The organism is endosymbiont GvMRE of Glomus versiforme, from assembly GCF_003546845.1.
This window is the reverse complement of the sequence record NZ_NWVA01000001.1, coordinates 306,817-320,003: the sequence shown is the minus strand read 5'-3', so window position 1 is coordinate 320,003 and position 13,187 is coordinate 306,817. Positions and strand designations below refer to the sequence as shown.

Below are 13,187 nucleotides of genomic sequence, written 5' to 3'. Positions count from 1 at the left end.
TAGATTTTTGAACCCTATTTAAAAAATTTCGGGTCAAAGTAGTTCGCAACTACTTAATTACCATATTAGCAATGTTAGCCTGGTGACCCATTCTGCTTACTATTAACAATGTTATTTTTCTAAAAATTGACAAATTACGCGAGGAAAATGCTAATTATGCGGTTTTGCTTCCCGAATTTCTTCAAAAATTTATTACTAAACTGAATAGTAAAGAATGATTTCTCTTGGCATTATCCTGATTGACATTTAGTTTTTTTATCGAATATCTTCTAGGGCTGTGAGAAGAAGAATTAAAAATTAGAGGTTCCAATTATGTAGAAAGCAAGTTGCTAAACAAATTTCGTCGTTTAACTTTTGAAGAAAAGTCCAGTCGTGGTAAAGAATTAAGCGTGCTAATTGAAGTAGACGCTCAAATGGTAGGAAATAATTGAGAATTTTTAGTGCGGGATACTTTTACGGCTATTACTTTGGTTATTCTTTACTTTATTAGTATTTATGTGGGCTTAATAAGTTTTATTTTTCTCGGTTGAATGATTTTGATTGGGGTGATTAGTTATTTGTTTGGTCGAGCAATTGCTAATAATGAGAAAAAATATAAAGAAAAACGGACCAAATACTCTTTGCTAATTAATGAAGAAGTAAACAAAGGAAATTTAATTGAAGGAATGGGTTTGAATTCGCATTATGAAAAGCAGGAAAATCATTTGCGTAAAAAAAATGAAAAACTAAAACTTTCTTTTAATAGAATTTTTTCCCTTAGAAACAATTTGCCTTTTCGTTTAATGATTGCTTTTCCTTTGTTGATAGTTAGCATTTTGACAGGGTTAAATCTAGTTTTATTTTGGTCCATTGGTTATTGGTTTAGCAGAATTACTGCTAATTGTTTAACTTATGGGAATTATAGTGCCTCGGTTCAGAGAATTAATAATTTTCTCCAACTTCCAGAAAAAAATGATAATTTAGAAAAGTTAAAGTTAACTAATGAAATCGAGTCTATTAGTTTCAAAAATGTGGGTTTTAAGTATAAATCCAGCCAAAATTGAGTTCTCCAAAACTATAATGAAACTTTTGAAACTAAAAAAATAAATAGATTAAGTGGTGGGAATGGAAAAGGCAAAAGCACAATTATTTATCTCATTTTAGGCTTAATTGAACCTAATGACGGAGAAGCAATAATTACAGACATTAAGGGTAAAACTTATAACCTCTACCAAGATATTAATTTAAGGCATTGACGAGAAAACAATGTGGCTTATGCTTCTCATGACAACTTAATTGAAGGTGCTTCGACAGGACAAAAACAATTGGCTAATATTAACAATGTTCTAAAAACTAAGAAAAATGCTGCTATCTTCCTTTTTGATGAGGCGGATAATGCCTTAGATAGAGAAAAACAAATAAAATTTTACCAGAAATTAGAGGAGTTGACGAAAAATAAGTTAATAATTTATGTCAAACACGAGACAAACGAGAAAATTAAGTGAACTTAAATGAGGTTAAAAATAATATAAAATGAAAACAGCAGAAGAAATAAAAGCATATGGGACAATTAACAACAAAAAACTTCAAAGTAAGTTAAAAATATATTTATAATGGAAACTTATGAATATAGAAATAATACCGAATATCAAAAAGCTATTCAATTTTTAAAAAAAGGCTGTAAATGTGGTTGTTCTCATAAGCTCCCTAGAGAAAAATTTGCTAAACTGCGAACCCAATTTAAAACTCTCTCCAAACCAGCTCGAGATACTTTTGTAATGGGTCAACTGCTCGCTATGAAAGAAGGAAACATAACCACTAGTTCTCGTTTTCCTAAAAGAGAAAGAATTAACACAAGAATTTCTTATCGCTGAAATAACAAAACTCCCATTTGTCAAGAAACTTACCTCAATATGTTAGGAATAAGTAGAGATTATTTAAGACCCTTAATCTTTGACGCATGACACTTAACTATTGCTGAAAGAACTCACGGCAATACAGGAAGACTACCCCAATGAAAAACCAAAATGAACCTTAACCAAGAAGCCAAAGAGACAATAAAAAACTTCATCTTGAACTATGCTGAAACCCATGGCTTACCTGACCCAGGAAAAACCAAAAGAGCAAACAATACAACAATCTTCTTGCCAACTGAAATGACTTATAAATCAGTTCACGAAGACTTCCTTGCCAGTCGTAAAGAAGATGACAAACTAAAATCTTTAAAATATGAAACTTTTCTGAAACTCTGGCACCAATTAACCCCTCATATTGGATTTATGAGTCCTCGCACTGACCTCTGTAACACTTGCCATCAACTCAACACTGAAATTCATGCCTGCCAAGATGAAGTGACTAAAGCTCAATTAAAAAAAAAAAATCGAATCACAAAAAACAAGCCCAATTAGAGCGTGATTATTACCATCAAAATACCAAATTAGCCAAAGAACGAAAAGACCTGGCTCATTACAGTTATGATTGAGCTCAAAATGTTCAAGTTCCCCATTATAGCCAACAACCTAGCCAAGAATATTATAAAAGTTCCTATAAAGTTCACTTATTCGGTATTCAAAATGAAGCCACAAGCGAACAAGCTAATTATTTAATTGCTGAAAATGAACTGCTAAACAAAGGACCCAACGGCACTTTAAGCCTGGTTTTTAACAGCATCAAGCAATCAAGCAAAGAAATAAAACACCTTAAACTTACCTGTGATAACGCCACTGGACAAAACAAAAACAATTTTGCTCTTTGACTTTACCTTTATTTAGTGATTTGTGGCTACTACCAAACTATCGAACTAAACTTTATGATTGCTGGTCATACTAAATTTAAAGTAGATGGCAACTTTGGTTTAATTAAAAAGAAATATCGCAAGTCAACTATTTACTGAGTCGATGATTTTGTCGAAGTAGTCCAAAAATCCAGTCCCGCAGGATTAAACAAAACTCAACGCTATGAAGATGGACAAGGCTTTCAGTATTTAGATTTTAAAGTTTTAGAGAGGTATTTTAGAAAATTATCGAATATTCAAAGGTATCACCATTTTCTTTTTGAGAGTTCTAACCTTGGAGTAGTGAAAGTTCAAGAGTTTGCTAATGGAGATTTTATTGAGTTTGATTTATGAAAAGATAAAGACAAGATTATTGAAAGTATTCAAGAAATCAAAAACTTAATTTTTCCTATTCTAACTCCTGAACCTTTGAGTTTAGAAAGACAGGAATATCTTTATAAAAATATTTGTCTTTCATTACCTGAAGGATTTAGAAAGGGGATTTGCCCAGTTTCGAGTTAGCAAGTTATCTTATTAATGTATGTTTGTGAAGCAATCCCAGTTAAAGGAAAATTACCAATAAATCCTGATTGTGATTTTTGTGAAAAGTCAGGAGGAAATGAAGAAATAAAAAGATATAACGAGGGAAAGTCCAAGTCTTATGTCTCAGATAAAATATGTAAATTTGCTTATAAACTAAATCTTATTCATAAATTTGATAAAGGGAATATTTGGAAAAGCTAAAAAAATACACGCATAAAAAAACAGGCAAACCTTTCAAACCTTCGCAGAGTTTTGTTTATGTTAGTTCTTACCTTGGATTAGTGGAAGATATTAAGGTTGGGAAAGTTTGGTAGGCACTTTTTAGTTAGCAAGGATTGAATTTGGCAAAAGCTAGTAAAAATTTAAAATAAATACATAATGAACTCAAAGAGAAAAAACAAAATTAGATTAAACTTCCTAGAACCACAAGAATTCACTTGCTTTCAGTGCCAAGAAAAATTTGAAGCTCGTTACAATCCAGCAATTGGTATGCCAAGCCAAAAAAATTATTGGTCTTATTGAATAGACAAAGATTGAAACTATAAAGAAGTCCGCCGTAAACCTGAAAATAAACGAGGTGAAAAAATTTGTGATTCTTGCTTAAAATCTATTTGGTTAAACAGAAATTGGGAATTACTCGACCAAATAAATAGGAACAGGAAACAAACGCTTTCTAGTTACATTTATCATCAAGTTATTTAAGGAAATTGCTATTTATTCTTTATGTTACTTTTTTTAATAGTTCCATAATGGTTCTTGGGAGACAAGGCAAAACAGTCCAAAACTCTAAAAATACAATATATGAATTTAAATAAAGAAAATAGCGAAATAGAAAAAATTTACAACCAATGTTCAAAGAAAGAAAAATTGGCGGTTGTAGCCTGATTCGATAAAAAGTATCGGGAATTACAAGACTCGAATTTAAGAGGTGAAGAGTGAGTTTATTATTTCAAAATATTTTCTTCTCTTTGAGAAAAATTGCCTGAAAAAGAACAACACACTGCTTTTAAATTGCGTGTAGAATTAGAAAATCATGAATGACCAAAACAACCAAACTAAAATCAAAGAACAAATAAAATCCATCTGCGAAAAGATTTATTCCAACTACCGAGATGTAGAGGAAATTAAAGAAAAGAAAATCTTTGGTGTTCCTGTTTGGCTAAAACATGTAGACAAGGAGATTGCCAAAGAATTAAAAAGTTTAATTGAACCTTTAAAAGAAAAGTCTAAAGAGGAATTAGATAAATATTTTCACTATCGTTTCTGACTTTCTCAGCATGAAGAATATGACCGCAATAGTTTGGAAAACTGTCATCTATTTGTAGATAATCTAACTGGACTACTTGGCAATTTAGAGGAAATTATAAGTGATAATCAAAAACAAGAAACTAAACAATGTTCAAATTGCCAAACTAATCTAGCTTATCCTTGTTTTGGTGGAATTCCTAGTCGCTACAATGAAAGATGATGTTGGGAATGTTTTCCACTAATCGAAAAAGAATATCGTGGCAATAAAGACCTTTGTTTAATCACTAGAGAGTTTAAAACTGATGCGAAGTGGTCAAAAACAGGGATGAATTGAGAAGGTAAGCATCTTGTTTGAAAAAATGAAACTAAAAGTTGGTGAGCGGTAGGTTTTGGCGAAGAAGAGGAAATTTATCGTCCAGCCGATAATGACCATGATAAGCATGATAACGAACAAGAGAGAGAGAGAGAGAGAGAGAGAGAGAGCCGAAAGGTTCCTTGCCAACTGGAGCTAGCCATTGTGAAAAATGTAATCTTGCTTCAGGCGGTCTCACAATAATCACTCACTATTACACTAATTTCACTAAAAGAGTTTGACATTTTGGCTTACATTGTCCTTGTGCTGAGCAGTTCAAGAGAGAAAATCAGCAGTCTTGCGGTCAATGCCAAAAGCAAGAATGACCTGACATGGCAAAAGGTTGATTATTGGATTATGAATTAAAACTGGCTTTTTGCTCGCCAACTTGCCATATTAATTATCGCCAAGCTCAATGGGAACAAGAGAATTTAAATAATTGGCAAAATCAAACTAGACCAAATTATTCACAATGAGCAAGACAGGCTCAATTCTTTCCTCCCCAGTTAAACATAACTCTTTCGGATAGCAACCAAACACAAAATTCCTCCACTAATTCAATCAATCAAATAGACCAAGAGGCAACTAAACAAGAAATATTGTATTACAAAAAAAGCCTCCAAGAACTAAAAAGACAATTAGAAAATAGCCAGCAAAAGTCCACTAGTCAACAAAAACCTAATGAAATTAAACATCAACAAGAACAAATTGATTATTTATTGACTCTCCATCAAAACACTCAACAGCAAGTAGAAAACGATTATCAAGCAAAGTATGGTAAAACCGCTTTAAATTCTTTATTAGCCAGTTTGGAGAAAGAGCAGATAAATCAACAACCCAAAAAGAATTATTGACCTTTGGTTATTGGGGTTGGTTTAGTCGGCGGAGGGTTAATTATTGGCTTGGTTATTTGATTAGTTTTTAGAAAGAAAAATAATTAGTCGGCGTAAAACCACTCACTACTTTAAAAACTAATTATATGAAATCAAAAATAACTATAACACGAACAATTGTTAAAAGTTGGATTGAAAAAAACGGCAAGATAATAGACGCATTTCCAACCAAAGAAACAGAATATACAGAAAAAGAGATAGAACAAGAAAATATTAAAATTCTGTTTGATAAAGAGGAAGAAATTGAAGCATCATTTCCAGAAAATAAAATTGCTTATTGCTACACATGTAAAGAACAAAAAAGAATAGTTTCTAAAATGAAACATACAAAAGGCGGAATAGGAATAAATGGATTAGATAATTTGAATTTTTGTTTAGAGTGTTCTCTCCTAAAAGCAAAAGAATTAAAAAGAGGAGATTGAGATGTGAAAAATCCTGAAGTATTGGATGAAATCGAAGAAACTATAAATTATCTAGAAGAACTTCGCAAGCAAAAAGCAGAGGAAGAAAGTAGATTATCAAAAATAATTTCTACCAAAGTAAGTCAAAATAACACAAAATAATCAACTGTGGTTTTAGTGTCAAAAATTTAATGCTTACTTTGTGGGTTTTTGTTGTTAATTGTCCCATATGAAACATTAGGTCTGTCAGAAGGTGCTTCAGAAGAAGAAATCAAAGAAGCTTATAAGAGATTAGCCTTAAAATGGCATCCCGACAAAAATCCTGACAATAAAGAAGAAGCCAAAAAAAAGTTTCAAGAAATCTTACGAGCAAAACAAATTCTCTTAAAAAGCGAAGATGACATCAGCATTGATGAACTTGTAAAAATTGCGAAAAGTGTTCCTACTTTTGAGGAATTAGAAGAAAAACATAAAAAAATAATAGAAATTCTAGAACGTTCAGCAATAAAGAATGACATTAAAAAAACCGAAAAAAGAATTGAAGAAGTTGAAAATAAAATAAAAGGCCAAGAGGATGAACTAGAAGATTTAAAGAATTCAGTTAAAGCAAAATTAGAGAGCAAAAATATTTTTGCTTCTAAAGAAAAAAGAAAGAATAAGACTAAAGAGTGCATAGATAAACTTAACCATGTTATAGAAAATAATGAAAAAACAATTAGTAGATTAGCATTACAATCAGAACTTAATCCTGAAGAATCAAATATAACGGAAGATGAAAGGTATCTGTTTAAGAAACTAGGAAAAGAAATTCCTTTAAATATTTATGTAGTTCAATCAGATTTATTTCGATTAAAAGAGAACTTAAAAGAACTAAAGAAGGAGTTAGGAATTTTAAAGAACCAGAAAGAACAAACAGCAAATGTTATGATATCACAAAATTTATTAAAAAGTTAAATAACCAAAAAGTTGTAATAAAGTAGTAAATATTTGCGAAACAACTATTTAGGAATTAGTTAAAAAGAAGCAAAAAAATAGAGAAAAAATCTTCTTTCCTTTTTACCGCCTTGCAAAATGTAGTTAATACTTTTTCTTGGAAACAAAAATTTGGTGACCCGTATGGGGATCGAACCCATATCTCCTCCGTGAAAGGGAGGTATGCTACCATTACATGAACAACGGGCCTATTAATTAGTTTTAACAAATTCTCTTAATTGTGACAAATCCATTTTTCCTACTTGTGGATCTTTGATTACTTTTTCTTGAAAAAAAAGAAAAGTGGTCGGAATGCTCATAATATTGAGTTTTTGTGCTAAGGAAGAATGTTTTTCAACATCAATTTCCAAAAATAATAAGTCTTTATTTTCTGGCAATTGGAGAAATTTATTAATTTCTTCTTGCAGTTGTCGACAAGGAGGGCATCAATTAGCAGAAAACTTTATTATTAATGGATATTTTTTGCTTTCTTTGAAAAATTGGGGATTATTTTCTTTTAAAAATGAACCAATTGGGTCTACCGAATTACTTGACATGTTTTTTAATTATTCTTTTGAAAAATGAAAGTCTGAAAGAAAAAAAGAGGACATTTAATTCCTCTTTAAAAGCACTTGACAACTGTTTATAATGCTTCTTCTTGTTTTTTGTTTTTCTTTTTGCGAAGGAATACTAAACCAATAATTGCTAATAAAAGAGCAGCACCGCCACCAACGACGATTCAAATTCCTCCTGCTAAACTTGATTCTTCTTTACCGTTTACAGTAAACTTATGCTTGAAAAATCCTTTTTCTACACCTTTAACAGTAATATCAGGACCTTCTTTGCCATCTTTACCTTTTTTTTCTGGCTTAATGTTTTTTTTTTCTTCGCCTACTTTTACTTCTATTTTGTATTTATTACCGTCTTTATCTTTTCAATTTGTTTTAATCATTTTTTCGTTTTTATCTTTGCTATCGCTCATATATTTATATTTTTATGCTTTATGTTAATTTTTTTATTAAAGTTTGAGAGAGAGAGAGAGAGTAGAAACCCCGTTTACAAATTATTATTTTAAGGATTCTTATTATAATATTATTAAAAAATGGAGCGAATGAGGGGAATCGAACCCCTGTCAGTAGCGTGGAAGGCTACGGTTATACCACTTAACTACATCCGCAAAGGTAAATTTTACCCTTATTTTTTATCTTCTTATCTGGATCGAACCGGTCTTGGCTTTGTTGCTGCTTTTTTTTTTGTTATAATTCAGAAGTTTGGGCTAGGCTTAAAACTTATTCTAGTAGTTAATTTGGCTGCGTCTTTCATTTGTTTTTTTTTTGATTTGCAACTGTTACAACTTCTTGTTTCTGCCATTAACTTCCTTCAAATCGGAGAACCAGCATAACCTTCAATACCTTTCCCTTTATTCGCTTTGTTATAGCTTTCTACCGCTTTTTCATGTTTATCACAACGTTTATTACCTTTTACTTTTGTTTTTTGTCGTTTAATAGTGAAAAAGTTTTTAACTTCTATTTCTTCACCTTTTTTTAAGGTTTCCCTAACGACCGGAATAAAGTGATCTTTAATTACTTTTAAAATAATTTTTTCTGAAGTGGTAAAACTTTTTCAAACTTCCGGAAGTTCTTCCCTTAATTTTTCATCTTCTTTTTTTACGCTTTCTAGTGTTCTTTCAACTAATTCTGATATGCCTACTGTCATAATACTTATATTTTTATACAACCTTTCTAATTTTTTATGTCTTTTATGGTGGTTGCAGGCAGAATTGAACTGCCGTCTTCGGATCTTCAGTCCAACGCTCTAACCAACTGAGCTATACAACCTTGTAAGCCGCAATTACTCTTTCTTTACCGGCTAAATCAAGAAAAACTTCTACTTTTGCTTGGGGAAAATTTCTTATTAAGATTTTTAAAACTTTTTCTTTTTGCTGATAACCAATTTCCATGATTAAGAGAAATTTTTTGGTTAAGTGCTGCTGAACTTGCTGGATAATTTTTTCATAAAATCAATAGCCATCATTTTTAGCAACCAGGGCTTTTTTTGGCTGTTTTTTGGTAGAAAAAGGAAGTTGGTGATGCTCTTTTTCACTAATATAAGGAGGATTAGTGATAATTATATTATATTTTCGTTGCTGGTTAACAATTAATTTACTAAATAAATTACTTTTTTTTATTTTGACATTTTTTGCTTGGTGTAGTCGCACATTTTTTTGTGCCACTTCTAAGGCTCTTTCACTAATGTCAATAGCAGTTATTTGCCACTGAGGATTGATTTTGGCCAAACAAATTGCTAAATTACCGCAACCAGTGCCAATATCCAGCATTTTTAGTTTTTTTTGGTTTTTTCAATACTGATTAATTAATTCAATAGTTTTTTCGAGCAGGATTTCGGTATCTTTCTGGGGAATAAATACTCCTTTTTCAATTTTAAAAGGCAAATTATAGAAATAAGTTTCTTTATTTAAATAAGCCAGCGGGACATTTTTTTGGTATTGTCGGATTTTTTGACAAATTTGGTGATAATTAGTTGAAGTTAAAACTTTATTAGAGAAATTTAACCAAAATTCGACAGGAGTAGTTTGGCAAATGCTGATGATGTCTTTTTGTCTTTTGACTTCAACTGAATTCGTTTTTCTTTGAAAAGCATAATTTCAACAATCACTGTAAGAGTATTTTTTTTCAGACAATTTTTTATTCATGAAAGTCTTTGAAAATAACTTTCTTTCGCAGATTCCTTAATAAATAGCCTTGTTTATCAAAAAATATCTTCTCGCTGGCTAGTTTTTTTCTCTTTATTTCTTTTCCGTTGCTTTTTCCTTCGTTAGGAGTAAAGCCTCCAAGTGAAAAATTAGAATTTATAACACGATAGCAATGAATACGTTCACAAAGAGAGTCCAAAGAATTTAACTTTTCTTCGCATTCACACTTGCTTAAAATTTTGCCAACTGTTCGGGCGTATGAAGCATTACCATTTAAGGCAATCGCGATTAATTTATAAGTAGAAACTCTACCCTTAGGTATTTGTGAACATAAATTATAAACTTTTCGTGAAAGATCAGCAATTACCAATTTTGACATTATATTTATATTTTTTTGAAAGAAAATTAAATGTGGGGATTTTTTTCTTCTTCCGGAACAAAATCACGAAAAAACTTTTCCTAAAATTCCCTAAAATATCACTGGCACTATATTTGATTAAGGTAATGATATATAATTTTAAGCCAATTAAACAGCAACTTCTCCCTTAATTGTCGGTCAAGAGTGATAATTTTTCAAAATAATATCTTGAATAGTAAAGTCAAAAAGAGAAAAAATTTGAGGATTTAACTCTACTTGGGGCAAAGTTTTTGGTTGCCGGACCAGTTGAATTCTAGTTTGCTTTAAATGGTTCAAATAAAGATGGGCATCACCAATTATATGGATAAATTTCCCTACTTTATAACCACAAACTTGGGCTAACATCATGGTTAATAAAGAATAAGAAGCAATGTTAAAAGGAACCCCTAAAAATAAGTCGCCGCTTCTTTGGTAAAGCAAACAAGATAAGCGATAATCAGGAGAAACTTCAAATTGACAAAGTAAATGGCAAGGTGGCAAAGCCATTTTTTCTAATTCATTAGGATTTCAGGCTGTCAAAATGTGCCGGCGAGAAAAAGGATTATTTTTTAAATTTTCAATTAATGCTTTTAACTGGTCTACTCCTCCAAAATTTCGTCACTGTTTACCGTAAATTGGACCTAAATCACCATATTTTTTAGCAAATTTTTGGTCTTTTTTAATTTTTTCAACATATATATTTAAATGTAATTTATCAGTCTCCAAAATTCACTTTTTACTTTTTTTTAATTCCTTTGCTATTTCATTAATGGATGGTTTTCTGTCAAGTTTTTTAAACAATTTTTTCTCAGTTTCTAGTAATTTATTTATTCTTAAAAAATGTGGTGAAGACTTTTTTACAATTTTAATTCTGGGATTCTCAATTATTTTTTCTTTATATTTTTCAAAAGGTCATTCATTTCAAATATTTACATTATTATCTACCAAATACTTAATATTAGTGTCTCCTTTAATAAATCATAATAATTCGTGAACTATTAAACGAAAAGGCATTTTTTTGGTAGTTAAAAGTGGAAATCCTTTCTTTAAATCAAACTCCATTTTGGTGCCAAAGTAAGAAATAGTGCCAATGTCGGTACGGTCTTTTTTCTTTTGTCCTTTTTCGAGAACTAAACGACAGATTCGCAAATATTCTTCATTCATTTATACAATTTTATGATTATTCAAAAAAAACAATGTGGAAAACTGGGAAAAAATTAATTTTAATCCTGTCTATGGCAATTCTTTACTCATAAATGATTGGTGGTGTCGTCTTTAAACCAAAAGACTAATTTATACTTCTTACCATTAAAGCCGCTTTTAAAATTATGTCTTCATTTTTTGGTGATGGAATTAATTCTCTTTTTGGCGAGAGAACAATTTCAACAACTGAGAATACAGAGTATAGGCAAGAGTAGATTTCCTCAACATCTTTTTGGACAAACAATGATTTTTGGTGCTAAACTTCTCCCATAATCAAAATGATTCATTATTCTCAAATAAAGGCTAGACTTCAAGCCTTTTTAACTTGTTCCATTGTTTCTTTATCGGCTGTTCCTAATTTTCTTTCAAAACGTATTTCTTTATTTCAAGTAAAAGGAGAATCACACAAAATTTTACTGGGATAATCTAAACCAGTTTCAGACGTGTTGTCAATAAAAACTTCCACTGGCAAAATATTCTCTAAATCGTCAGTAGTCGTTGGCACTACTACCACGGAGTCATCATATTCATTCCGTTCGTCATTGCTAATTATTAGGACAGGACGATAGTCTTTTTTAAGTTCTTTTATTCGTTCAGAATTTCTTAATAATCAAATTTCTCCTTTTTTAGGAAAATTATTTTTTACAATTGTCATCATTTTTTTCTTGTTCCTCTAATTTAGCCGATAAGTCTTCCCAAGACATTTCGCCATAGGTTAGCAGTATTTTTTGTAGTTTTTTATTCTTAATTCGGCTTTGATAACCAACAATTAACTTTTTCCTTAACTCTTCTTTTTGTTGCTGTTGTCTTTGTTTTAACTTTTCCTCCACCGCTTCATTGATAAAGCGGCTTATTTCTCTCTTGGCGACTAAGTTCTTTATTTTACTATATGTTTCCTCTTGAAAATAAACATTCATATTACGACCAGCCATAATATTTATTTTTATGTCGGGACATACATATTTATGTTAAATTTAAATCTACCTTTAATCCTGTCTATGACAATTCTTTACTCATAAATGATTGTTGGTATTATCCTTAAACCAAAACACTAATTTATATTTCTTACCATTAAAGGGAATTCTTTTCGGAACAAAGTGGTCTCTTTTTCAAGCAGGATTTTTCTTGGGCTCGGGTTCTGCTTCTTTATCGTTCAATATTTCTCTGAAAATATTCAGAATTAAATCTTTGGTGATGGCTTGGCGACCTTTTTTGGTTCAGGTGTAGTCAGTGATAGTGATTTTGGTTATTTTTTGTTCGTTAAAAATGAGGTTAAAATTTATTGAGTAAGTTCACCATCACTCTTGATACTTTTCCGAAAACTCTTTTTTGATTAGTTTAAACAGTTCGGGCATGAGTAGTTTTGCCGAGTTCTTTTTTTTCAATGGTGATTTTTACTTCACAAGGAGAAAATAATTTATTAGTATAATCCATTAATCTATCCAAAGTAAAGTAATCAATCCGACAGTAAAGAATATCTTCGGTTTCGGCTTTACTTAATTGGATTTTTTGGGCTAGTTTATCAGTAGTTAATTTACTGTTTCTTTTGTATCTGATTACTTTTTGGCAAATCTCATATTTGGCTTGTTCTAGGGGAGTAGGATTTTCCGGTAAAGCTCATGAACCACCTGAATAATTGGGGTCATTTAATTCCTCTAAATATTTTTGGTATTCTTGTTTTTCTTGTTTGGTTTTCATAATTTTTGCTTTTAT

General features: G+C 30.8%; 21 protein-coding genes and 3 tRNA genes. 10 read left to right on the top strand and 14 right to left on the bottom strand.

Annotation, left to right across the window (positions count from 1 at the left end):
- Positions 1 to 71: 71 nt before the first annotated feature.
- From GvMRE_RS01790 to GvMRE_RS01745, 10 genes are all read left to right on the top strand, one after another.
- Entirely contained in the window at positions 72 to 1,490 is a 1,419-nt protein-coding gene (locus GvMRE_RS01790) for an ATP-binding cassette domain-containing protein (RefSeq protein WP_216361601.1), read from the top strand.
- A 102-nt stretch (positions 1,491 to 1,592) separates the two neighbouring features.
- Positions 1,593 to 2,387 (top strand): hypothetical protein, encoded by a 795-nt coding sequence (locus GvMRE_RS01785; RefSeq protein ID WP_147409580.1) that lies wholly within the window; start codon positions 1,593 to 1,595, stop codon positions 2,385 to 2,387.
- Positions 2,345 to 3,274 carry a hypothetical protein gene (locus GvMRE_RS14630; protein WP_484454268.1) on the top strand — a complete coding sequence of 310 codons (930 nt, stop codon included), beginning with the start codon at positions 2,345 to 2,347 and terminating at the stop codon, positions 3,272 to 3,274. The genes GvMRE_RS01785 and GvMRE_RS14630 overlap by 43 nt, the downstream gene beginning before the upstream one ends.
- A gap of 15 nt (positions 3,275 to 3,289) precedes the next feature.
- Positions 3,290 to 3,496 carry a hypothetical protein gene (locus GvMRE_RS01775; protein WP_147409578.1) on the top strand — a complete coding sequence of 69 codons (207 nt, stop codon included), beginning with the start codon at positions 3,290 to 3,292 and terminating at the stop codon, positions 3,494 to 3,496.
- A gap of 177 nt (positions 3,497 to 3,673) precedes the next feature.
- Positions 3,674 to 3,997, top strand: coding sequence for a hypothetical protein (locus tag GvMRE_RS01770; protein WP_147409577.1), 324 nt, complete (start codon positions 3,674 to 3,676; stop codon positions 3,995 to 3,997).
- Positions 3,998 to 4,096: 99 nt separating this feature from the next.
- Complete coding sequence (locus GvMRE_RS01765; RefSeq protein WP_147409576.1) at positions 4,097 to 4,354, top strand: hypothetical protein; 258 nt, start codon at positions 4,097 to 4,099, stop codon at positions 4,352 to 4,354.
- Positions 4,329 to 5,099, top strand: coding sequence for a hypothetical protein (locus GvMRE_RS01760; protein ID WP_147409575.1), 771 nt, complete (start codon positions 4,329 to 4,331; stop codon positions 5,097 to 5,099). The genes GvMRE_RS01765 and GvMRE_RS01760 overlap by 26 nt, the downstream gene beginning before the upstream one ends.
- The gene (locus GvMRE_RS01755) at positions 5,039 to 5,836 is read left to right on the top strand and encodes a hypothetical protein (protein WP_147409574.1); all 798 of its coding nucleotides are present in this window, start codon (positions 5,039 to 5,041) and stop codon (positions 5,834 to 5,836) included. Before GvMRE_RS01760 ends, GvMRE_RS01755 begins: the two co-directional genes overlap by 61 nt.
- 38 nt (positions 5,837 to 5,874) lie before the next feature.
- Positions 5,875 to 6,351, top strand: a complete 477-nt coding sequence (locus GvMRE_RS01750) for a hypothetical protein (protein WP_147409573.1) — start codon at positions 5,875 to 5,877, stop codon at positions 6,349 to 6,351.
- Positions 6,352 to 6,402: 51 nt separating this feature from the next.
- Entirely contained in the window at positions 6,403 to 7,143 is a 741-nt protein-coding gene (locus GvMRE_RS01745) for a J domain-containing protein (protein WP_216361600.1), read from the top strand.
- A gap of 151 nt (positions 7,144 to 7,294) precedes the next feature.
- Here GvMRE_RS01745 and GvMRE_RS01740 read toward each other — a convergent pair.
- The 14 genes from GvMRE_RS01740 to GvMRE_RS01675 all read right to left on the bottom strand — a co-directional run bounded on the left by GvMRE_RS01740 (position 7,295) and on the right by GvMRE_RS01675 (position 13,172).
- Positions 7,295 to 7,371, bottom strand: a tRNA-Glu gene (locus GvMRE_RS01740).
- A gap of 2 nt (positions 7,372 to 7,373) precedes the next feature.
- The gene (locus tag GvMRE_RS01735) at positions 7,374 to 7,718 is read right to left on the bottom strand and encodes a thioredoxin family protein (protein ID WP_147409571.1); all 345 of its coding nucleotides are present in this window, start codon (positions 7,716 to 7,718) and stop codon (positions 7,374 to 7,376) included.
- 86 nt (positions 7,719 to 7,804) lie between these two features.
- A complete protein-coding gene (locus GvMRE_RS01730) occupies positions 7,805 to 8,143 on the bottom strand; it encodes a GGIII-like transmembrane region-containing protein (protein WP_147409570.1) in 339 nt (112 codons plus the stop codon).
- Positions 8,144 to 8,264: 121 nt separating this feature from the next.
- Positions 8,265 to 8,338 (bottom strand) — tRNA-Gly (locus tag GvMRE_RS01725).
- 32 nt (positions 8,339 to 8,370) lie between these two features.
- The gene (locus GvMRE_RS01720) at positions 8,371 to 8,877 is read right to left on the bottom strand and encodes a hypothetical protein (RefSeq protein ID WP_147409569.1); all 507 of its coding nucleotides are present in this window, start codon (positions 8,875 to 8,877) and stop codon (positions 8,371 to 8,373) included.
- 46 nt (positions 8,878 to 8,923) lie between these two features.
- Positions 8,924 to 8,999 (bottom strand) — tRNA-Phe (locus tag GvMRE_RS01715).
- Entirely contained in the window at positions 8,990 to 9,874 is an 885-nt protein-coding gene (prmC, locus tag GvMRE_RS01710) for a peptide chain release factor N(5)-glutamine methyltransferase (RefSeq protein WP_147409568.1), read from the bottom strand. The genes GvMRE_RS01715 and prmC overlap by 10 nt, the downstream gene beginning before the upstream one ends.
- Positions 9,867 to 10,253: an MGMT family protein gene (locus GvMRE_RS01705; RefSeq protein ID WP_147409567.1), complete on the bottom strand. Its 387-nt coding sequence runs from the start codon at positions 10,251 to 10,253 to the stop codon at positions 9,867 to 9,869. Before GvMRE_RS01705 ends, prmC begins: the two co-directional genes overlap by 8 nt.
- Positions 10,254 to 10,400: 147 nt before the next feature.
- Positions 10,401 to 11,435: a thymidylate synthase gene (gene thyA / locus GvMRE_RS01700; protein WP_147409566.1), complete on the bottom strand. Its 1,035-nt coding sequence runs from the start codon at positions 11,433 to 11,435 to the stop codon at positions 10,401 to 10,403.
- A gap of 59 nt (positions 11,436 to 11,494) precedes the next feature.
- Complete coding sequence (locus GvMRE_RS01695) at positions 11,495 to 11,761, bottom strand: hypothetical protein (protein WP_147409565.1); 267 nt, start codon at positions 11,759 to 11,761, stop codon at positions 11,495 to 11,497.
- Positions 11,761 to 12,132, bottom strand: coding sequence for a type II toxin-antitoxin system PemK/MazF family toxin (locus GvMRE_RS01690; RefSeq protein ID WP_147409564.1), 372 nt, complete (start codon positions 12,130 to 12,132; stop codon positions 11,761 to 11,763). Before GvMRE_RS01690 ends, GvMRE_RS01695 begins: the two co-directional genes overlap by 1 nt.
- A complete protein-coding gene (locus tag GvMRE_RS01685) occupies positions 12,110 to 12,406 on the bottom strand; it encodes a hypothetical protein (RefSeq protein ID WP_147409563.1) in 297 nt (98 codons plus the stop codon). The genes GvMRE_RS01690 and GvMRE_RS01685 overlap by 23 nt, the downstream gene beginning before the upstream one ends.
- 54 nt (positions 12,407 to 12,460) lie before the next feature.
- Positions 12,461 to 12,829, bottom strand: coding sequence for a hypothetical protein (locus GvMRE_RS01680; protein ID WP_147409562.1), 369 nt, complete (start codon positions 12,827 to 12,829; stop codon positions 12,461 to 12,463).
- A complete protein-coding gene (locus tag GvMRE_RS01675; protein WP_147409561.1) occupies positions 12,813 to 13,172 on the bottom strand; it encodes a helix-turn-helix domain-containing protein in 360 nt (119 codons plus the stop codon). The genes GvMRE_RS01680 and GvMRE_RS01675 overlap by 17 nt, the downstream gene beginning before the upstream one ends.
- Positions 13,173 to 13,187 lie beyond the last annotated feature (15 nt).